The sequence below is a fragment of the Pseudomonas sp. 3MA1 genome (assembly GCF_029237275.1).
GTDB lineage: Bacteria > Pseudomonadota > Gammaproteobacteria > Pseudomonadales > Pseudomonadaceae > Aquipseudomonas > Aquipseudomonas fluorescens_AP.
This window is the reverse complement of record NZ_JAACFX010000009.1, coordinates 268,165-286,947: the sequence shown is the minus strand read 5'-3', so window position 1 is coordinate 286,947 and position 18,783 is coordinate 268,165. Positions and strand designations below refer to the sequence as shown.

The 18,783-nt window shown below is 63.9% G+C and carries 20 protein-coding genes; 13 read left to right on the top strand and 7 right to left on the bottom strand.

What is annotated here, in order from left to right; translation table 11 throughout:
- Positions 1–24 precede the first annotated feature (24 nt).
- Entirely contained in the window at positions 25–840 is an 816-nt protein-coding gene (locus GWQ44_RS23660) for a sulfite exporter TauE/SafE family protein (protein ID WP_275928373.1), read from the bottom strand.
- Between the two features lie 113 nt (positions 841–953).
- Here GWQ44_RS23660 and GWQ44_RS23655 point away from each other — a divergent pair, with 113 nt between their 5' ends.
- Together GWQ44_RS23655 and GWQ44_RS23650 are read left to right on the top strand one after the other, a co-directional pair.
- Positions 954–1,745, top strand: a complete 792-nt coding sequence (locus GWQ44_RS23655) for a helix-turn-helix transcriptional regulator (RefSeq protein ID WP_103740083.1) — start codon at positions 954–956, stop codon at positions 1,743–1,745.
- 106 nt (positions 1,746–1,851) lie between these two features.
- Positions 1,852–2,169: an XRE family transcriptional regulator gene (locus GWQ44_RS23650; protein WP_016968111.1), complete on the top strand. Its 318-nt coding sequence runs from the start codon at positions 1,852–1,854 to the stop codon at positions 2,167–2,169.
- A gap of 99 nt (positions 2,170–2,268) precedes the next feature.
- Here the strand turns inward: GWQ44_RS23650 and GWQ44_RS23645 are convergent, their stop codons facing one another.
- Positions 2,269–3,327: an MBL fold metallo-hydrolase gene (locus GWQ44_RS23645; RefSeq protein ID WP_275928372.1), complete on the bottom strand. Its 1,059-nt coding sequence runs from the start codon at positions 3,325–3,327 to the stop codon at positions 2,269–2,271.
- 203 nt (positions 3,328–3,530) lie between these two features.
- On the opposite strand from GWQ44_RS23645, the gene GWQ44_RS23640 reads away from it, so the two are divergent.
- The 4 genes from GWQ44_RS23640 (at position 3,531) to GWQ44_RS23625 (ending at position 7,686) form a co-directional block, all read left to right on the top strand.
- Complete coding sequence (locus GWQ44_RS23640) at positions 3,531–4,139, top strand: TetR/AcrR family transcriptional regulator (RefSeq protein ID WP_016968113.1); 609 nt, start codon at positions 3,531–3,533, stop codon at positions 4,137–4,139.
- 170 nt (positions 4,140–4,309) lie between these two features.
- Positions 4,310–5,380 carry a diguanylate cyclase gene (locus GWQ44_RS23635; protein WP_016968114.1) on the top strand — a complete coding sequence of 357 codons (1,071 nt, stop codon included), beginning with the start codon at positions 4,310–4,312 and terminating at the stop codon, positions 5,378–5,380.
- Positions 5,381–5,736: 356 nt separating this feature from the next.
- Positions 5,737–7,056 (top strand): methyl-accepting chemotaxis protein, encoded by a 1,320-nt coding sequence (locus GWQ44_RS23630; RefSeq protein WP_199010200.1) that lies wholly within the window; start codon positions 5,737–5,739, stop codon positions 7,054–7,056.
- 90 nt (positions 7,057–7,146) lie between these two features.
- Complete coding sequence (locus GWQ44_RS23625) at positions 7,147–7,686, top strand: DUF1003 domain-containing protein (RefSeq protein WP_275928371.1); 540 nt, start codon at positions 7,147–7,149, stop codon at positions 7,684–7,686.
- A 5-nt stretch (positions 7,687–7,691) separates the two neighbouring features.
- Here the strand turns inward: GWQ44_RS23625 and GWQ44_RS23620 are convergent, their stop codons facing one another.
- Positions 7,692–8,570, bottom strand: a complete 879-nt coding sequence (locus GWQ44_RS23620; protein WP_275928382.1) for a LysR family transcriptional regulator — start codon at positions 8,568–8,570, stop codon at positions 7,692–7,694.
- 88 nt (positions 8,571–8,658) lie between these two features.
- Here GWQ44_RS23620 and GWQ44_RS23615 point away from each other — a divergent pair, with 88 nt between their 5' ends.
- Positions 8,659–9,378: a CTP synthase gene (locus GWQ44_RS23615; RefSeq protein WP_275928370.1), complete on the top strand. Its 720-nt coding sequence runs from the start codon at positions 8,659–8,661 to the stop codon at positions 9,376–9,378.
- Positions 9,375–9,755 (top strand): antibiotic biosynthesis monooxygenase, encoded by a 381-nt coding sequence (locus tag GWQ44_RS23610; protein ID WP_275928369.1) that lies wholly within the window; start codon positions 9,375–9,377, stop codon positions 9,753–9,755. Before GWQ44_RS23615 ends, GWQ44_RS23610 begins: the two co-directional genes overlap by 4 nt.
- Here GWQ44_RS23610 and GWQ44_RS23605 read toward each other — a convergent pair.
- On the bottom strand, positions 9,746–10,081 hold the full coding sequence (locus GWQ44_RS23605) for a DUF2025 family protein (protein WP_016968120.1): 336 nt from the start codon (positions 10,079–10,081) through the stop codon (positions 9,746–9,748). The genes GWQ44_RS23610 and GWQ44_RS23605 overlap by 10 nt on opposite strands.
- A gap of 245 nt (positions 10,082–10,326) precedes the next feature.
- Here GWQ44_RS23605 and GWQ44_RS23600 point away from each other — a divergent pair, with 245 nt between their 5' ends.
- Positions 10,327–11,454 (top strand): glycerophosphodiester phosphodiesterase, encoded by a 1,128-nt coding sequence (locus GWQ44_RS23600; protein WP_199010197.1) that lies wholly within the window; start codon positions 10,327–10,329, stop codon positions 11,452–11,454.
- Positions 11,455–12,135, top strand: coding sequence for an AraC family transcriptional regulator (locus tag GWQ44_RS23595; protein WP_275928368.1), 681 nt, complete (start codon positions 11,455–11,457; stop codon positions 12,133–12,135).
- On the opposite strand, the gene GWQ44_RS23590 is transcribed toward GWQ44_RS23595, so the two are convergent.
- Positions 12,113–13,024, bottom strand: coding sequence for a sterol desaturase family protein (locus GWQ44_RS23590; RefSeq protein ID WP_275928367.1), 912 nt, complete (start codon positions 13,022–13,024; stop codon positions 12,113–12,115). The two genes, GWQ44_RS23595 and GWQ44_RS23590, sit on opposite strands and share 23 nt — an antisense overlap.
- Positions 13,025–13,182: 158 nt before the next feature.
- Between GWQ44_RS23590 and GWQ44_RS23585 the strand changes: the two genes are divergently transcribed.
- The gene (locus GWQ44_RS23585; RefSeq protein ID WP_016968123.1) at positions 13,183–13,500 is read left to right on the top strand and encodes a PepSY domain-containing protein; all 318 of its coding nucleotides are present in this window, start codon (positions 13,183–13,185) and stop codon (positions 13,498–13,500) included.
- 71 nt (positions 13,501–13,571) lie between these two features.
- Here the strand turns inward: GWQ44_RS23585 and GWQ44_RS23580 are convergent, their stop codons facing one another.
- Positions 13,572–14,000: a hypothetical protein gene (locus tag GWQ44_RS23580; protein ID WP_275928366.1), complete on the bottom strand. Its 429-nt coding sequence runs from the start codon at positions 13,998–14,000 to the stop codon at positions 13,572–13,574.
- 109 nt (positions 14,001–14,109) lie between these two features.
- Complete coding sequence (locus tag GWQ44_RS23575; protein ID WP_042942150.1) at positions 14,110–15,735, bottom strand: HAMP domain-containing methyl-accepting chemotaxis protein; 1,626 nt, start codon at positions 15,733–15,735, stop codon at positions 14,110–14,112.
- 273 nt (positions 15,736–16,008) lie between these two features.
- Here GWQ44_RS23575 and GWQ44_RS23570 point away from each other — a divergent pair, with 273 nt between their 5' ends.
- Together GWQ44_RS23570 and GWQ44_RS23565 are read left to right on the top strand one after the other, a co-directional pair.
- Positions 16,009–17,031, top strand: a complete 1,023-nt coding sequence (locus tag GWQ44_RS23570; protein WP_016968126.1) for a transporter — start codon at positions 16,009–16,011, stop codon at positions 17,029–17,031.
- 135 nt (positions 17,032–17,166) lie between these two features.
- Positions 17,167–18,777, top strand: a complete 1,611-nt coding sequence (locus GWQ44_RS23565; protein ID WP_047305681.1) for an inorganic phosphate transporter — start codon at positions 17,167–17,169, stop codon at positions 18,775–18,777.
- Positions 18,778–18,783: the final 6 nt, after the last annotated feature.

The following is an 18,783-nucleotide window of genomic DNA, read 5'->3' as shown; positions in this document are numbered from 1 at the left end:
GTTTTGCCCGCAGCGATGCGTCTGTCACTTCAGGCACAGGCTGATCAGTACCAACAGCAGCAGGCCGATATACACCCGCGCATGCACCCGATCCGGGATACGGCCGATCCACGGCGTGGCCAGACGGATGCCCAGCAACGAGCCCAGGGACAATACCGAGAACGCCAGCAGATCCACATAGCCGATGAACCCGGGACCAAAATCGGATGGACTGAAGCGCGCCAAGGCCAGGTAGGTGGCGGTTCCGGCCAGGGCCACCGGGACGCTCAGGGGATTGGCCATGGAGGTGGCCTGGGTCATGCTCAGGCCGCAACGGCGTAACAGAGGTACAGTCATGACGCTGCCTCCCACCCCGAGAAAAGTCGCGATTACGCCTATTCCTACACCCCCCAATAGCGTTTCACCGCCCCCCAGGCGCCGAGCCTGAGCCTGGTTCACCTGCTCAAGAAAGCCGCGCCGCAGCAGGCAATCGGCAATGGTGATGCCCAGGTAGGCAATGAAGGCATAACGAATCACCTCGCCACTGACCCACATCGCCGCGGCCGCGCCGAACATTGCCCCCAGGGCGATGTAAGCGCCCAGGGGCCACAGGTAATGGCGGACCAGAGTGCCGGCCCGCTGATGCCGCCAGCTGGCCACCAGAGCATTGACGATCATCACGCAGGTCGAAGTGGCCACAGCGATATGCATGGCCGAATGCCCCGCCGCCGAGTCGGCGCCCTGGCTGCTCAACAGCATCCAGTACAACAGCGGCACCACCACAAAACCGCCGCCGAAGCCGAACAGCACCGCGCTGACGCCGGTCATGCAACCAAAAATTGCCAGCAGTAGATAGAACATCGAGCCGCATCCGTCTGGGAGAGAAGCTGCGGACAATAGAAGATCGAGCCCTGGCCGACTTCAGCAGGTCAGCCAATAATGTTTGCGTTTACGCCAGCCAGGAACCTCGTCGCATGCGCAATATCTCCATCGACTCACTGGACCAAACCCCGCGTCCGGTCGTGGCCATCGGCACCGACTATGCCGACGGCCAGCTCCTGCCGCGTCACAGTCATCGCCGGGCGCAACTGCTGTATGGCGCCACCGGAGTGATGCAAGTGAGCACCGCCCAGGGGAACTGGGTGGTGCCGCCGCAGCGGGCGGTGTGGATTCCACCAGGGGTAGAACATGAAGTACTGATGCTTGGGGTCAGCACTCGCAGCCTTTATATAGAACCTGGCGCCGCGCCCCTGGACAGCCACGACTGTCGGGTCGTCGGCATCTCGCCACTGCTGCGCCAACTGCTGCTGGAGGCCGTGGACATGCCCCTGGAATACGATCAGCACGGGCGTGACGGGTTGCTGGTCGGCCTGCTGCTGCACGAAATCCAGCGCTGCCCTCGCCTACCGCTGCACATTCCCTTGCCGGCCAATGGCCCACTGCTGGAATTGTGCCGGGCTTTTCTCGCTCACCCCAATGTCCGTCAATCTCCCCAGCAGTGGGCTGAACGACTGCATATCAGCCTGCGCACCTTCAACCGCTGGTTTCGCCAAGAGACCGACATGAGCTTCGTGCAGTGGCGCCAACGGGCCTGCGTCATTCAGGCCCTGGCACGGTTGGCGAGCGCCGAACCGGTAACCCGGATTGCGCTGGACCTTGGCTATGACAGCCCCGGGGCGTTCTCCACCATGTTCCGCCGGGTACTGGGGCAATCCCCCAGCACCTACCTGAATCAGCAGGCTGCGTTGCCAGGTAAAACCTTGTGACCAAAGGCTCGGGGGTTGGCAGAAATTGAGTTTGATCAGCCAGCAAAACAACTGTACAAATAACCAGTATCAAGCCAACACACTGCCTAACCTCCCGGAGAAAACCATGGCCTCTGTAGCGATGAAAATAACCCTGGAACGTATCGCCCTTTATCAGTTCACTCCGCAGCACTGTGCCCAGGCCCGCGACATGCTGGGTTGGGACATGGACCGACTGTCCCGTGAGTCCAGCGTCTCGGTGCAAGCCATTCAGCGCTTTGAGGCCGGCTACGAGGTGCGTGATGTCACTCGGCTGGCCCTGGCGTTCTGCCTTGAAGCACAAGGCCTGGTGTTCTTCCCCGGCTTCACCCCTGGCCGCGGCATGAACATCCGCGGAGCCACCCCCAATCCGATGGAGCGCCCCGACTACGCCATGATCGAATGATCCACGGCCCGGGGCAGCTACCGACACCGCCCCGGCACTCGACACCGAGTCCAAAGCAGATGAATCAGGAAACTGGCCACCCTCGTGGCCAGTCCTGGTTCACGCGGACTCGATGCCCATCAGCTCCGGAACGCCATCCACCTCCAACCACCAGGCGGCGCCCCGCTGAGGTTGCGCCAGGCTGAAGGCTTCGCCCATCTGCGGCGTGGTGATGTGGATGCTGCGTTCCCAGGCCAGGGCCAGGATACGGTCGAAGGGTTCGTGCCAGGCATGCATGGCCAGGTCGAAGGTGCCGTTATGGATCGGCAGCAGCCAACGGCCACGCAGATCGATATGGGCCTGCAGGGTTTGCTCCGGCTGCATGTGCACGTGGGGCCATTCGACGTTGTAGGCCCCGGTTTCCATCAGCGTCAGGTCGAAGGGACCGTACTGCTGGCCAATGCGCTTGAAGCCGTCGAAGTAGCCCGTATCACCGCTGAAGAAGATCCGCGTCGGCCCATCGATCATCACCCAGGAGGCCCACAGGGTCCGGTTGCCGTCGAACAGGCCACGACCGGAAAAATGCTGCGACGGCGTGGCGACAAAACGGATGCCCTCGACGTCGCACCCCTGCCACCAATCCAACTGCCGGACCTTGGTCGCCGGTACGCCCCATTTGATCAGGGTGTCGCCTACGCCCAGCGGGGTCAGGAAGTGTCGGGTCTTGTCCGCCAGGGTCAGCACCGTCTGGTGGTCCAGGTGGTCGTAATGATCGTGGGACAGAATCACCGCCTCGATCTCCGGCAGCGCCTCCAGGCTGATGGGCGGTTGATGAAAGCGCTTCGGCCCGGCCCATTGCACCGGCGAGGCCCGCTCGGCAAACACCGGGTCGGTGATCCAGAACTTGTCGCGCATCTTCAGCAGCACGGTGGAGTGCCCCAGGCGAAACACGCTGTGATTGGGCGCTGCCAGCAATTGCTCAGGGGTCAACGGCTGCACCGGAATCGCCCCGGCCGGGCGGGTGTTGCGCGGTTTGTGGAACAGCATGTTCCAGAAGATCTGCAGGGTTTTGCCGAAGCCGGCACGTCGCACCGGTGCATGGTTGCGAAAGGCGCCCTGCTCCCGACGAGAAGTTGGCTGACCAGAAGCGCGGATCAGGCTGGACGAGACATTGGCCATGATTGAAAGGACTCCGTGGAACGCGGCAAGGTTCCGAGGTGGCTCTACGGGACGATCTACTGGCCAAGGCACGCAAGCATCAGCCGCCAATCATCGTTCTGAAGGAGAACTACACTACACAGTGTAGTTTCTACATTGCAACAGGATTAAGACGAAGTAGACTGCCGATTGATTTAGCCGCCCACCCTGATCGAACCCAACTTATGACAGCTCCGAAGCGCCTCACCGACCTTAAACGCAATGCCATCATCCAGGCGGCGATCAGCGAATTCCGCGCCAGCGGCTTCGACATCACCAGCATGGACAAGATTGCCGCCACGGCCGGAGTATCCAAGCGCACGGTGTACAACCACTTTCCAAGCAAGGAAGAGTTGTTCGCCGAGATCCTGCACAAGCTCTGGGCCAGTATCAGCGCCCAAGCGGAAGTCGCCTACCGCCCCGACCGGCCCCTGCGCGAGCAACTGCAAACCCTGCTGCGGGCCAAGCTGCAACTGCTGGCCGACGACAACTTCCTGGACCTGGCCCGAGTGGCCATTGCTGCCGCCATCCATTCCCCGGAGCGGGCTCAGGACATGGTGGCGCGGCTCGGTGAACGGGAGGAAGGCCTGACCCTGTGGATCCGCAGCGCCCTGGCCGACGGTCGCCTCAAGCCGCTGGACCCGGAGTTCGCTGCCCAGCAGATGCACGGGCTGCTCAAGAGCTTCGCTTTCTGGCCGCAGATCACCCTGGGCCAACCGCCCCTGACAGCGGACATGCAGACCCGGGTCATCGAATCGGCACTGGACATGTTTCTCAGCCACTACCAGGCCTGATTGAGGTCGACCTAGCAGCATGCCCTGCCCCGGCCACCGTGAAATGGCTTCGAAGGACACTGATTATTCCTAGTGGAATAAATGACAATATTCACCAGACTGATCCGATAAACGGCAATGCCGCAAAAACACCACACGGTGTTTCAGTGCAAAATCTGGTGCAGGAATTTATGGAAAACCAACGCGGCAAAGGGCTGTCATTTGCCCGACGCATCTATTGGCCAAGGATCATCGGCCTGGGCATCGGTGGCATCAGTGTCCTCGCGGCACTCGCCCCCCTGGCGCTGCCCGACTGGATATGGGCCCTGCTGTTGTTCAACGGCCTGATCTGGCCCCACCTGGCCTATCAACTGTCCGCCCGTTCGGCGTTTCCCTACCGGGCAGAGCGGCGCAATCTGCTGTATGACTCGCTGCTCGGCGGTTTCTGGGCAGCGACCATGCAGTTCAACCCACTGCCGGCGGTAACCATCCTCTCGATGATGGCCATGAACAACGTGGCTGCTGGTGGCCTGCGCCTGTTCATTCGCGGCAGCCTGGCCCAGTGCACCGGGGTGCTGCTGTCCTGGGCCCTGTTCGGGGCCCACTTCACCGCAATTATCAGCCCGCTGCAGATCTACGCCTGCCTGCCGATGCTCACCCTCTATCCCCTGGCTGTAGGAATGGTCTGCTATCGCCTGGCGATCAAACTGTCCGAACACAAGCGCGCCCTGAGCGCCTTGAGTCGTACCGACAGCCTCACCGGCCTGCTCAACCACGGTTCCTGGAAGGACCTGCTGCACATCAAGTTCCACAAGTGCCGACAGCAGCAGATGCAAGCCTGCATCGCCCTGATCGACATCGACCACTTCAAGGCGATCAACGACACCTACGGCCACATCGTTGGCGATACCGTCCTGCGTCACTTGAGCAACGAACTGCGACGCAACCTGCGCCACGACGACCTCGCTGGTCGCTACGGTGGCGACGAGTTCTGCGTGATCCTGCCGCGCATGAGCCCGCAGCAGGCACTCGATATCATGGAACGCCTGCGCCGGGTCTTCAGCCAGTACCGGCACCCGCAAGTGAGCGAACTGAATGTCAGCCTGAGTATTGGCCTGGCCGCATTCGACGCGGGTTTCGAGGATCCGGCCACCTGGCTCAATGCCGCGGACCAAGCCCTGTACCAGGCGAAAAAAACCGGACGCAACCGGATAGCCAGCAACGATGCCAACGGCTATGCGCCACAAACGCAATTGGCATAAAATCCAAAAAACTTATACAAAAAGGGAGTAAAAAACATTTTTGTATAAGTTTATTTGGATTTATCCAGGCAATTGCCATCATAATGCCGCCACTTCGCAGTAACGAGTGCCCTCAACCGCAACCGCCGCCACCGAAGCCAATCAATCCAACTAAATCGATTCGCAGCCGCTACGTCTCCCTTGACGCGGCCACCGACACGCGCACGAAACGTGACCCGTTGCATCGCTGCGAACGTATCTGTCAGTCATGGAACGCTGACATTGAGCAGATAATGCCGAGCGCCGGGGAGCATTCGGCGTACCGGCGCACTCAATAGGGATCGACGCAACGTTTCTCCCACAGAGCACCTGCCCACATGCTATTCAACCGCCACAACAAGACCATCGACTCCCTGAACCGCACCGTGGCCGAACAATCGAGCCTGCTGGAGGCCATCGAGCGCTCCATGGCGGTGATCGAATTTGATCTGCAAGGCTGCGTATTGCGCGCCAACCACAACTTCCTCAAGACCCTGGGCTATCGCGAAGACCAGGTAATCGGCCAGCCTCACCGCCTGTTCTGTACCCCGGAATACGCCCGCAGCAGCGACTACCAGCAATGGTGGGCGCGACTCAGAGAAGGTCAGTTCCAGTCCGGAACCTTTGAACGAATCGGCAGCGCCGGGCAGAGCCTGTGGCTGGAGGCCAGCTACAACCCGATCCGCGACGCCTCGGGCGCGGTGTACAAAGTGGTCAAGTACGCCCTGGATGTCACCGCCCGGATCCAGGAAGAGACTGAAGCACGCAACAAGCTGGATGCCATCGACCGGGCCATGGCAGTGATCGAATTCAACCTCGATGGCAGCATCATCAACGCCAACGCCAACTTCCTCAGCCGCATGGGCTACAGCCTGGCGCAGGTCCAGGGCAAGCATCACCGGATGTTCTGCAAGCCCGAACTGGTCAACAGCAGCGCCTACCAGGACTTCTGGAATCGCCTGAACAAGGGCGAATTCTTCAACGGCCGTTTCGAACGGATCGACAAACACGGCCGCACGCTGTGGCTGGAAGCCAACTACAACCCGGTCTACGACGCCAGCGGACGCCTGTGCAAAGTGGTCAAGTACGCCGCAGACGTTACCCAGCAAGTGGAGAAACACGAGCAGGACGCCCACAGCGCGAGCCAGGCGTATCACATCTCGGTGCAGACCCGCAAAGTCGCCGAGCAAGGCACCGACGTGATCCAGCAGGCCGCCAGTGAAATGCGCCAGATCGCCCATAACATCGAGGACTCTTCAACCCTGATCGCCCGCCTGGGCGAACGTTCCGAGCAGATTACCGCCATCGTCAACACCATCCGCGGGATTGCCGACCAGACCAACCTGCTGGCCCTCAATGCCGCCATCGAGGCCGCTCGGGCCGGAGAACAGGGTCGCGGCTTTGCCGTGGTGGCCGATGAGGTTCGCCAACTGGCGGCGCGCACCAGCGGCTCGACCGCGGAAATCGCCAGCATGATCGACATGATCCAGAACGAAACCCTGCAAGCCATCAAGAGCATGGACGGCACCCGGGAACGGGCGGCCAAGGGCGTGCAACTGGCGGATCAGGCCGGCACCGCGATCCTGCAGATTCGCGATGGCGCCAGTGACGCGGTGCAAGCGGTGAGCATGTTCGCCAACGAACGCGATGCGTTGTGAGGGCAGGTGTTCCCGGCGTCGATAATGACGTCGGGGCACAGCCTTGAAGACTATAGTGGCCTCACGTCCCAGAGCCTGGCGGAGGCCATCATGAGTTCCAGCGACACGCCGAAGAAAACCACCCCGGTCCCCGATCACCTGCGCTTTCACCGCGCCCACGCACACCTGGCCCCCACCTTCGGCAACGATGCCTTCGCCTTGAAGGCCGAGGCCTTTGCCCGCTTCTTCGGCACCCCGACCTTTCTCGGAGCACAAACCCTGATCGTGGTGATCTGGATCGCCCTCAACCTCAGCGGCGTCACGCAGTTCGACGTCTACCCCTTCATCCTTCTGAACCTGGCCTTCAGCCTGCAGGCGGCCTATGCCGCGCCACTGATCCTGCTGGCCCAGACCCGCCAGGCCGCCCGCGACAAGGCCCAGTCCGACGCCGACGCCCAGCACCGCGAAGCCCTGGCCATCGCCAACAGCGAACGCCAGGCCCAGGCCGAGCACACCACCGGGCAGTTGCTGGCACTGCTGGAGCAGAACACCCGCCTCACGGAAATGACCAAGCAACTGAGCGAACGCATCGAGAACCTCACCAGCGAGATGCACGCGCACTTCGTCCGCAAGGAGCCACCAGCGGCCTGAACTGTTCAGGGCCAGCGCAGATGACGCCCCAGCTCATCGAACAGCGTCACCACCGAGCGCAGGGCCCGACAGTCCGGGCGGGTCAACAGCCACAAGGCGGTTGCATGCTCCAGGGGCTCGCCGAGGGCTTCCAGATCGCCACCGCCCAGGAGAAAGTCGGGCAAGGCCGCCACCCCCAGGCCGGCCCGCACCAGCTCGGTCGCCGCCAGCATGCTGTTGCAGCGATAACTGGGCTGCACACCGGGCCACTGCTGACGGCGCCAAACCACCGTGGGGTGGTCCGGCAGAAAGTCATCCGGGGCAATCCAGGCCACCCGCGCCAGATCGGTGCAATCGACCCGCTGCCGATACGCCGGGCTGGTGCACACCCGATACGTCACCGCCCCCAGGCAGCGCCCCACCAGATGCTGCGCAGGCGTCGCGGTGAGGCGCACGGCGATGTCCGCATCGCGGCGGTTGAGGTTGGCGAAATCATTCGAGGTGCACAGTTCGATGACCAGCGCCGGGTACTTGGGCATGAACTGCGCCAGGGCCGGCAGCAACAGGCCCTGCAACACCGAGTCGGTACAGGTCAGGCGCACCGTGCCGCTGATCACCTCGCCGCCCTGGGCCACACCGATCCGCGCCGCCTCCAGGGCCTGTTCCGCCTGTTCAGCCTGCCGCGCCAGGGCCTGGGCCAGGCTGGTGGGCAGGTAGCCGGCACGGCTCTTGTCGAACAGTTGCTGACCGAGCCCGGCCTCCAGGCGACGCACGGCACGAAACACCGTAGAAACATCCACCTTGAGCAGGGCCGCGGCACGGGCCAGGGAGCCGCCACGGACCAGGGCCAGGACCAGCGACAGATCGGGGTATTCCAGCTGATAGTGCGCTGCTGCATTGATCACTTGGGTAAACGCCAATATTGATTGCGTGGACGCCAATCTATAGTGGCCCCAGGCAATCGACAAGCCAGCCCCCTGACCGGAGAAGCCCATGCAAGCACCCGCCTCGCCACCCACCCTGCGCATCGCCCTGGTGGGGGATCACGACCCACAGATCACCGCGCACCAGGCCATTCCCCTGGCCCTGGCTCGGGCTGCAGCCGACGCCGCCATCACCCTCGACGTGCAATGGCTGGCCACTCCTGAGTTGACCGACGAACATCGGTTGCAAGGCTTCGACGCCATCTGGTGCGTGCCCGGCAGCCCGTACCTGAATATCCATGGCGCGCTGCTGGCGATCCGCGTGGCCCGGGAGCAACGGCGCCCCTTCCTCGGCACCTGCGGCGGCTTTCAGCATGCGGTCCTGGAATACGCGCGTAACGTGCTGGGCTGGGCCGATGCCGAACACGGCGAAATCGCCCCCGATGCCCAGCGCGCGCTGCTCACCCCTTTGAGCTGCGCCCTGGTGGAGGCCCGGGAGGGCATCGAGCTGCAAGACGGCAGTCGGATCGCCGAGGCCTATGGCACCCAACGCATCGAGGAAGGCTATCGCTGCCGCTACGGCGTCAATCCGGACTTTGCCGGGCCCCTGCTCGCTGGCGCCCTGCGCGCCAGCGGCCATGACCGCCTGGGGGACCTGCGCGCCGTGGAGCTCGACGATCATCCATTTTTCGTCGCCACCCTGTTCCAGCCCGAGCGCGCGGCTCTCAAGGGCCAGACCCCGCCCCTGGTCCGCGCCCTGCTCAATGCCTGCCTGGAGGCCCGAGGATGATCGGCCAGACACCCGCCCTGCCCTACTACGCGGTGATCTTCAGCTCCCAACGCGGCGCCGCGGACCCCGACTACGATCAGGCCGCCGAGCGCATGCTGCAACTGGCGCGTCGGCAACCGGGCTTTCTCGGGGTCGAATCGGCCCGGGGCGCGGACGGTTTCGGCATCACCGTGTCCTACTGGAGCAGTGAGGCGGCCATCCTGGCGTGGAAGCACCACGCCGAACACAGCGCCATCCGCGAGCGCGGACGCAACGACTGGTACCAGTACGCTCATACCCGGGTCGGCAAGGTCGAACGGGCCTACGCTGTGCGCCCTCAAGCACAGGCCCGAACCGCGGTCCACAGCGGTCCAGGCCTGCCGCCGGATCAATCCTGAGCCGTCGGCAACAGGCTGCGCACGGCCTGGATTTCCGGCAGATCGCTACGGCGCATATAGACCCGCAGCGGTTCACTGATGTTGATCCGGTCGTCGATGTTCTGGTCCAGCAACAACTGGATCTGCTCGCGTTTCAGACTCATGGCCTGATCGGACACCGGCGCCCAGACAAATTCGCTGGCCGGCACTATGGCGTCGTCGGCCACATCCATGCCGAAGGAGTCTTCGCTGAAACGCACGATGTAACGCCCGGTCTTGCGATTGAAACCGACAAAACCCTTGAGCTGGTCGGCGGCCTGGCAGATGAGTTCAGAGGTGATGCTCATGGTAAACCTCACGGTAAGTCCCGCAGGACTGGGTGATCGATGGTCTACACGCGAGGCAAGGAAAGGACTGTGTTGAGGCTTCCCTCTGCTGGGGAAACTGCGCGCCCAAGAGTACTGCAAAGCGCCGGAAAAAACCCTGACTGATGCGCATGAGAAGGATTTATGTCGCCCGGGAGATAGCACAAGCGTCATTGTGTTGCTAAAAGATAGGACCTTGCCCCCGCCTCCACGAAAGGATTTCGAGCATGCCTGCGACCTTCACTCCTTGCGCCCTGATGTTGGGCCTGATGCTCGGTTGCGGCCTGGCCCAGGCCGCTGAACAGCCGGATCCGAATGCCCTGGCGGCGCGCCTGGGCATCCCCCAGCCAGCGGTGATCGCCCACCGTGGCGCCTCGTTCGATGCCCCCGAGTCCACGGCGGCGGCCTACCGCCTGGCCCGGGATCTGGGGGCGGACTATCTGGAGCTGGACCTGCAACGCAGCAAGGACGGCGTGCTCTTCGCCCTGCATGACAACAACCTGCTACGCACCACCGACGTGGCGCAGAAATTCCCCGAGCGCAAGGACAGCCCGCCCAATGCCTTCACCCTGGCCGAGCTCAAAAGCCTCGACGCCGGCAGCTGGTTCAACCAGGCCCACCCGGATCGCGCCCGGCCGGGCTTTGCCGGCCTGAAGATCCTGACCCTGGACGAGATCATCGACATCGCCCAAGGCAGCGCGCAACACAAACCCGGGCTGTACATCGAAACCAAGGAGCCGCAGCTGTTCCCCGGCATCGAGCACGAACTCAAGGAAAAGCTCCAGGATCGCGGCTGGCTGAGCCCGGCGGGCTCCAAGCTGGCCAAGAGCGAGCTGGCCGTGGGCCAGGGCCAAGGCAAGGTGGTGCTGCAGACCTTCGACAAGCACAGCCTGCAACTGCTGCACAAGGAAATGCCCCAGGTGCCCAAGGTGCTGTTGCTGTGGGTCGGAGCCGGCAGCATCGAACCGGCGTCCAGCGTGACCTTCGCCGACAGCGGCGAAACCGACAAGGCGGCCTACTACGCCAAGCAACAACCCAAGGACCCGGGCGAATTCAAGCGCTGGATCGACTACGCCAAGGCCCAGGGCGCCATTGGCACCGGTCCCTCCACGGCCCTGACAGCGGGCGGCGAGCAAAGCTACGCGGATCTGGTGCAACCCTGGATGAATCAGTACACCCACGATCAGGGCCTGCTGGTGCACGCCTACACCCTCGATGAACCAGTGGACTTCAAGAAAGCCATGGACGCCGGGGTCGACGGTATCTTCACCAACCGCAGCGCCGAGCTGCTCAAGTACTTCAAGCGTCCGGCCAACGCCAGCGTGGCCCAACTGCTGGAGGCCAGCGGTTACTGAATGTCGGTCTTGCACTGGAGCGGCGAGCTCTGGCTGGGGCGTGACTTCGGCCTGATTCAAGGCGCCATGGGGCGCACCGCGCCCCATGCCCACTACGCCCATCAGCTGATCATCGCCCCCGAGCAACCGGTGACGCTGGAGCTCGACGGCATGCCCCACAGCGGGCACTTCCTGGTGATCCAGGCCCTGCAGCGGCATGCCATTGTGCAGGCGCCCGACAACGCCTTCACGGTCTATGCCGAGCCGTTGTCAATTGCGGCCGCAGACCTGCTGGCCTGTGTCCACAACGTGCGTCCCTCGTTGCCCACGCTTGTGGCGGCGCTGCGCGCCTGCCCGCGCCAGCCCCTGGCCGACCGGCGTGTGGCGCGGGCCCTGCAGGCCCTGGATGTCGCGCTCGCAGGCAGGGTGGTGGCGACGCAACTGGCGGCCCAGGCCCACGTCTCCCTGAGCCAGCTGGAGCGCCTGTTCGCCCGCGACGTCGGCTTGCCGGTGCGGCGCCTGGTGCTCTGGCGGCGTCTGCGCCTGGCCATGGCCCTGCTGCTCGACGGCCAGCCCGTGGCCCAGGCCGCCCATGGCGCCGGCTTTGCCGACAGCGCGCACTTCTCCCGCACCCTGAAAGCGCTGTTCGGAGTCACCGCCGGTCAGGCCCTGAAAACCCTCAGGCCTCGCCTGCTGGATTGACCGAGCGCCGCAACGCGGCAGGCACCTTGGGCTCGACCACATAGCGCTGAACCTTGAACGGCTCCAGCAACTGCGGCCAATACGCCAGCGGGTAGTCGGGCCGACTGCCAATACCCAGATCGCCTTGGCGCATCGAGTAGTCGTCGCGATAGAACCCGGTGCCCAACAGCCAGTCCCAGAGGTTGAAGAACAGCCCGAAATTCACATCGCCGGCGCGGCCATACTTCATATGGTGAAAGCGATGCACCGGAGCCCAGGCAAACACCCGCCGCAGCGGTCCCATGCGCATATCGACGTTGGAATGCTGCAACAGCAAGGCAATGCCGATGGCCAGGGCCAGCAGCTGCGCCACCGGCAGCGGAATGCCCAGCAGCACCAGCGGCAGCAACCCCGCCGAGGCCTCCAGCATCTGGTGCAGAGGGTGCTTGAGCAGACCGTTGAAACCGTACAGGCGCTGCACGCTGTGGTGCACCGCATGCAGGCGCCACAGCCAGGCCCAGCGATGACTGGCGTAATGGGCCAGGCTGATCCCGCCATCGGCGATCACTATCGCCAGCAGCAATTGCCCCCAGAGCGGCCAGTCCCGAGGCCACAGGCCATCGCAGCCCAGCCATGCCACCCACCCCGGCAAGGCCAGCAACCCCAGGGCATTCAGGCTTTCATTGACCAGTGCGTGCAAGCCATCGCGCAACCGGTCGCCCTGAGAGCGGTTCCAGGCCGGCTCGTAAGGCAATGCCCATTCCGCCAGGAACGACACCAGCAGCGCCCCGGCGAACAGCACCAGCAAACCCAGCGCAGACGCCTGCCCGTCACCCATCCAATACACCCCGCCGGCGATGAATCCGCCCAGCATCAAGGGACCGTACAACCATGCCAGCATGCGTTTCATTCAAGGTGTCTCCTTAACAAGGGAGAAACCAGCTTGCCGGTGTCGCCCGGCCCCCGGCTTGAACAAACGACGCAAACACTGCGCTGATTTAAGGGTGAATTAAGTTGCACTGGCTAACCTGTGCCCATCGAAAGCCATCACGCCAAGGAATCAACACCATGAAACAGTTCTCTGCCCTGTTCGCCGCTGCCGCCCTGACCCTGACCGCCGGCCTGGCCCAGGCCGATGTCCGCCCGGACCTGATCCCGGGCCTGCTCAAGTCCGGCGCCATCATGGACCTGGAAAAACTCAACCAGGCCGCCCTGGCCCAGCACCCCGGCACCACCGCCGCCAGCATCACCGACACCGAGCTGGAACAGACCGCCACCGGCGCCTACGTCTACCAGGTGGAACTGCGCGACAGCAAAGGCATCGAGTGGGACGTGGATCTGGACGCCAAGACCGGCCAGGTCCTGAGCAACAAGCAAGATCACTAACCCGCCATACGGCACAAGGCCGCGCCCCGTTTCGGGAGCGCGGCCTTGTGCCGTGGGGCATGAAAAAGCAATCAGGCCGTGGTGCTGAGCAGCGACCCCGAAGCACCGCTCTCCGACTCCTGCAACGCCTGCAGCAGGGCCGCCGTCGCGGTTTGCAGGGAGGCGCTGGTGGTGGCCACCTGAGCCTGGGCCGCCGCCACCGCCGCCGCCTTGGCGTCGGCACTGTCCTGGCTGTTCTGCGCCGCTTGCAGCTGCTGTTGCTGCTCCTGCAACTGCTTTTGCAGCTCCGCGATCTGCTTGCGCAGCTCCTTCACCGTATCGCTGCTGGAGTCTTCGCTGCTGGTGCTGTCCCCGCCCGCAGCCGGCGCCTTGTCGGCAGCGCCGACGTCGGTGGCGCTGCCGGTAGTGGTGGCGCTGCTGTCGCTGGCGCTGGCGTCAATCCGGGTCTTGCTCGGGGTGACCGGGGTCTGGCTGATGGAAATCGACGTGATGCTGACCATGGCGTGCGTCCTGGTTCGGGAAAGATAACCGGTCATCGACACCGCCACCCGCCACTTGAGAGTGATCGTGTATCGGCCTGGTAAGCCGGCCGATACAGGATGACCGGCGTCAGGCACTCAGACGCGAGGTGACCTCGTTCAACTGACCCGACAGACCATGCAGGTCACGGCTCGCCGCCTCGGTGCGCTGGACATTGTCGAGATTGGTACTGGCAATCGAAGTGATCTCGGTGAGGTTGCGCGAGATGTCCTCGGCCACCGAGGTCTGCTCCTCGGCGGCGGTGGCGATCTGCCGGTTCATGTCGCGGATTGCCTCCACGGCCTGGGTGATGCGTTCGAGCATGGCCCCGGCCTCGGTCACTTGCTGCACACTCTGCTCGCTGCGCGACTGGCCGCTCTCGATGGCCTGGGCCGCGTCCACCGCGCCGGTCTGCACGCTGTGGATGATCTGGTTGATCTCGATGATCGACGCCGCGGTGCGTTGCGCCAGGCTGCGCACTTCATCGGCGACCACGGCGAATCCACGCCCGGCCTCACCGGCCCGGGCCGCTTCGATAGCGGCATTGAGCGCCAGCAGGTTGGTCTGCTCGGCAATCCCCTGGATCACTTCCAGCACCTTGCCGATACGCCCGCTGTCGGCTTCCAGGCGACGGATCACCGTCGCGGTGTTGGCGATCTCGCTGCGCATCTGGGTGATGCTGTGGATGGTGCTCTGCATCACCTGCTCGCCCTGCTGCGCCGACTGGTCAGCATCATCCGCGGCGCGCGCGGCGTCGGCGGCGTGGCGTGCCACTTCCTGGGCGGTGGCGGACATTTCGTTCATCGCCGTGGCCACCTGATCGGTGCGGCTGAACTGTTCGTTGGTGCCCTGGGACATCAGCGTGGCGATGGCATTGAGCTCGCCGCTGGAGCTGTCCAGGTCCGAGGCGCTGCGCTGCAGGCTGCTGAAGGTCTGGGCCAGGAAGTCGCGCAGGGTGTTGGCGGCGGCCGCCAGCTTGCCCAACTCGTCCTGACGCTCGCTGGCCACGCGCTCGGCGAACTGGCCACGGCTGAGCTGGGCCACGTAGTCGATCAATTGGCGAATCGGCTGGACCAGGCTGCGGTTGACCAGCCACAGGCTGAGCAGGCCGATCAGCAGACCCGAGCCCAGCATCACCAGAATGCCCAGCCACACCGTGCGGTCGGCGGCGGCGCTGATGTCCCGCGACTGCTGCTCACCGTGCTTGCGCAATTGGGTTACCAACTCGCTCATCTGCTCGCTGGCGGCGCGGTCCACGCCCTTGACCGCGGCGTCCCCGGCGCTGGGGTCGGCGCCCTGGGCCACATAGGCGTCACGGCCCTTCTGATAGGCCGCACCGAGCAGGCGATGCTCTTCGGCCAGACGCTGCACCCGGCTCTTGAGGGCCGGATCCAGACCCGGGGTCTGGACCAGCTGGCCGAGAATGTTCTGCACATCCCGCTGACGATCTTCGAACTGCTGCCAGTACTTGTTCAGTTCCTGGGGCTGCTTGCCCCGCAGCAGCACGTTCTTCCACTCCTGCACCTGGCTCTTGAACTGCAGGTTGGCCTCGTCGATCAGCTGCGAACTGCGCAGCGGGCCGTCGATCAGCTCGCGGTAGCTCTGCACGCCACCGGACAGCAATTGAAAACACGCCAGGGCGATCAACAGCATCGCAATCAGGCTACCGCTCAGCAGGGCAAGAATTTGCGCTCTCAGGGATTTTTGCAAAAACATCGAGAAGATCTCATGACAGGGATAGAGCAGGCCCACCAAGGGCATGCGTAGGTCCGAACTTCCCTGTCAGGAGCATTCGAGGAAAATCGAATGCGCATTGCATGTGAGCGTGATCGGCATGCGCAATCCATTCTTGAGCGCTGCCGACCACCGGTATGGCGCCGCGGATTGTGCACGTTGAAACGTCACAAAACTGTCAAAAAGCCTTGCCATGATGGGGCCCAAGTGAACCTGTGAAACCCGCGCCAGGCACTGTCCCTCCTGCGAGACCCCATGAACCACAGCCTCGACCAGAGTCACCGCGATTCCGATCTGTTTGGCCTGCTCTACGGTTTCAGCTTTCGCCCCGGCGAACGCGGTCATGAACTGGATTCGGCCAAGGCCCTGCAAGCCCTGCAACACCCCCAGGACAGCGATGAATTCCTCTGGCTGCACCTGAACCTGGCCCACGCCGCCTGCGAGCGCTGGATGAAGGCCCACCTGCAACTGCCCGAGGAGTTCTTCGAAGCCCTGCACGAAGGCTCGCGCTCGACTCGCATAGAACATGTCGACTCGGCCCTCCTGGCGGTGGTCAACGACGTGGTGTTCAACTTCAGCAGCATGGTGTCCTCGGACATCTCCACCCTGTGGGTCTGCGTGCGCAGCAACCTGATCATCAGCGCGCGCCTGCAACCCCTGCACTCGGTGGACAAGCTGCGCTCCTCGGTCAAGGCCGGCGAACGCTTTCGCTCGCCCCTGGAACTGCTGGTGCACCTGCTGCGCGACCAAGGCGAGGTGCTGACCCAGATCGTGCGCAAGACCAGCCTCAGCGTCGACCAGATCGAGGATCAGCTCCTGGCCGCCCGGGTTTCCAGCAACCGCGCCGAACTGGGGGCCATGCGCCGGGTGCTGGTGCGCCTGCAACGCCTGCTGGCCCTGGAGCCGGGCTCCCTGCTGCGCCTGCTCAACCGCCCGCCGCAATGGCTGCAGAAGGAAGACGTCAAGGAACTGCGCAAATCCACCGAAGAGTTCGCCCTGATCATCAACGACCTCACGGCCCTCGGGGAGCGGATCAAACTGCTGCAGGAAGAGATCGCCGCCAACCTCAACGAACAGACCAACCGCACCCTGTTCACCCTGACCGTGGTCACGGTGCTGGCGCTGCCGATCAACATCATCGCCGGTTTTTTCGGCATGAACGTCGGCGGCATTCCGTTTTCCGGCGACCCGGAGGGTTTCTGGATCCTGGTGGCGCTGGTGGCCACCTTCACCCTGATCGCCGGGCGCTGGGCCTTCCGCAAACGCCAGGACTACTGAGCACGACGACGGCGCGGGCTGGATCGGATCAACGGAACGCCTCAATCGCGCAAACCATGATCTGAGGCAGTCTGTCTGTAACATTTGGCTACGATCATGGGCGACACTCCTCTTCCGCCAAAGGATTGTCCGGCAATGGCCACCCCGTCACTGACTGCCGCGTCTCCCAGCCCCGACGTCAAACCGCAACTGGATAAGAAACCCAGCCCCTTCACCCTGGTGATCTTCTTCGCCGTGCTGGCCATGGGCTTGCTGTTCACCGCCTATAGCCTGGTGCACGACATGCACGAGCTGGGCACCACGGTCACCACCTGGACCCCGTTCCTGCTGCTGGGGGTGGCGCTGCTGATCGCCCTGGGCTTCGAGTTCGTCAACGGCTTCCACGACACCGCCAACGCCGTGGCCACGGTGATCTACACCCACTCGCTGCCGCCGCAGTTCGCGGTGGTCTGGTCCGGCCTGTTCAACTTCCTCGGGGTGCTGCTGTCCAGCGGCGCGGTGGCCTTTGGCATCATCGCCCTGCTGCCGGTGGAGCTGATCCTGCAAGTAGGCTCCTCCGCCGGCTTCGCCATGATCTTCGCCCTGCTGATCGCCGCCATCCTGTGGAACCTCGGCACCTGGTGGCTGGGGCTGCCGGCCTCCTCGTCCCACACGTTGATCGGCTCGATCATCGGCGTCGGCGTGGCCAACGCACTGATGCACGGCCGCGACGGCACCAGCGGGGTGGACTGGAGCCAGGCCACCAAGGTCGGCTACGCCCTGCTGTTCTCGCCACTGATCGGCTTCGTGTTTGCCGCCCTGCTGCTGTTGGCCCTGCGCCTGTTCGTCAAGAACCGCGCCCTGTACAAGGCGCCCAAGGGTGACGCGCCGCCACCGTGGTGGATTCGCGGCCTGCTGATCCTGACCTGCACCGGGGTGTCCTTCGCCCATGGCTCCAACGATGGCCAGAAAGGCATGGGCCTGATCATGCTGATCCTGGTGGGCACCCTGCCCATGGCCTATGCCCTGAACCGCACCATGCCCGCCGACCAGTCGCTGCAATTTGCCGCGGTGGCCGAGGTCACCCAGCAAGCCCTGATCAAGAGCGCCCCGCAACCGGCCCCGGCCGATCCTCGCGCTGTGCTCTCGGAGTACATGCGCAGCAAGCAAGCGACGCCGGAGCTGATCCCCGCCCTGGCCGCCCTGACCGGCGCCATCGGTGCCGAGGTCAAGGGCTACGGCTCGCTGGCCAAGGTGCCCGCCGAAGCCATGGGCAACGTGCGCAACGACATGTACCTGACCAGCGAAGCCATCCGCCTGATGGACAAGAACCAGGTCGGCCACTTCGACCAGGACACCCGGGACAAGCTGCAACTGTTCAAGCAACAGATCGACAACGCCACCCGCTTCATCCCGCTGTGGGTGAAGATCGCCGTGGCCATCGCCCTGGGCCTGGGCACCATGGTCGGCTGGAAGCGCATCGTGGTGACCGTCGGCGAGAAGATCGGCAAGACCCACCTGACCTACGCCCAGGGCGCCTCGGCGGAAACCGTGGCCATGCTGACCATCGGCGCGGCGGACATGTTCGGCCTGCCGGTGTCGACCACCCACGTGCTGTCCTCGGGGGTGGCCGGGACCATGGTGGCCAATGGCGGCGGGTTGCAGATGCGCACCATCCGCAACCTGGCCATGGCCTGGGTCTTGACCCTGCCGGCGGCGATCCTGCTGTCCGGCAGCCTGTACTGGCTGTTCACTCAGCTGTTCTGATCAGCC

Excerpts from the sequence above, each read along its gene's own strand:
- GWQ44_RS23600 (WP_199010197.1), top strand. The coding sequence starts at position 10,327 with ATGCCTGCGACCTTCACTCCTTGCGCCCTGATGTTGGGCCTGATGCTC.
- GWQ44_RS23625 (WP_275928371.1), top strand. The coding sequence starts at position 7,147 with ATGAGTTCCAGCGACACGCCGAAGAAAACCACCCCGGTCCCCGATCAC.
- GWQ44_RS23630 (WP_199010200.1), top strand. The coding sequence starts at position 5,737 with ATGCTATTCAACCGCCACAACAAGACCATCGACTCCCTGAACCGCACC.
- GWQ44_RS23585 (WP_016968123.1), top strand. The coding sequence starts at position 13,183 with ATGAAACAGTTCTCTGCCCTGTTCGCCGCTGCCGCCCTGACCCTGACC.
- GWQ44_RS23645 (WP_275928372.1), bottom strand. The coding sequence starts at position 3,327 with ATGGCCAATGTCTCGTCCAGCCTGATCCGCGCTTCTGGTCAGCCAACT.
- GWQ44_RS23575 (WP_042942150.1), bottom strand. The coding sequence starts at position 15,735 with ATGTTTTTGCAAAAATCCCTGAGAGCGCAAATTCTTGCCCTGCTGAGC.
- GWQ44_RS23610 (WP_275928369.1), top strand. The coding sequence starts at position 9,375 with ATGATCGGCCAGACACCCGCCCTGCCCTACTACGCGGTGATCTTCAGC.
- GWQ44_RS23640 (WP_016968113.1), top strand. The coding sequence starts at position 3,531 with ATGACAGCTCCGAAGCGCCTCACCGACCTTAAACGCAATGCCATCATC.
- GWQ44_RS23565 (WP_047305681.1), top strand. The coding sequence starts at position 17,167 with ATGGCCACCCCGTCACTGACTGCCGCGTCTCCCAGCCCCGACGTCAAA.
- GWQ44_RS23595 (WP_275928368.1), top strand. The coding sequence starts at position 11,455 with ATGTCGGTCTTGCACTGGAGCGGCGAGCTCTGGCTGGGGCGTGACTTC.
- GWQ44_RS23590 (WP_275928367.1), bottom strand. The coding sequence starts at position 13,024 with ATGAAACGCATGCTGGCATGGTTGTACGGTCCCTTGATGCTGGGCGGA.
- GWQ44_RS23580 (WP_275928366.1), bottom strand. The coding sequence starts at position 14,000 with ATGGTCAGCATCACGTCGATTTCCATCAGCCAGACCCCGGTCACCCCG.
- GWQ44_RS23650 (WP_016968111.1), top strand. The coding sequence starts at position 1,852 with ATGGCCTCTGTAGCGATGAAAATAACCCTGGAACGTATCGCCCTTTAT.
- GWQ44_RS23635 (WP_016968114.1), top strand. The coding sequence starts at position 4,310 with ATGGAAAACCAACGCGGCAAAGGGCTGTCATTTGCCCGACGCATCTAT.
- GWQ44_RS23615 (WP_275928370.1), top strand. The coding sequence starts at position 8,659 with ATGCAAGCACCCGCCTCGCCACCCACCCTGCGCATCGCCCTGGTGGGG.
- GWQ44_RS23605 (WP_016968120.1), bottom strand. The coding sequence starts at position 10,081 with ATGAGCATCACCTCTGAACTCATCTGCCAGGCCGCCGACCAGCTCAAG.
- GWQ44_RS23660 (WP_275928373.1), bottom strand. The coding sequence starts at position 840 with ATGTTCTATCTACTGCTGGCAATTTTTGGTTGCATGACCGGCGTCAGC.
- GWQ44_RS23655 (WP_103740083.1), top strand. The coding sequence starts at position 954 with ATGCGCAATATCTCCATCGACTCACTGGACCAAACCCCGCGTCCGGTC.
- GWQ44_RS23570 (WP_016968126.1), top strand. The coding sequence starts at position 16,009 with ATGAACCACAGCCTCGACCAGAGTCACCGCGATTCCGATCTGTTTGGC.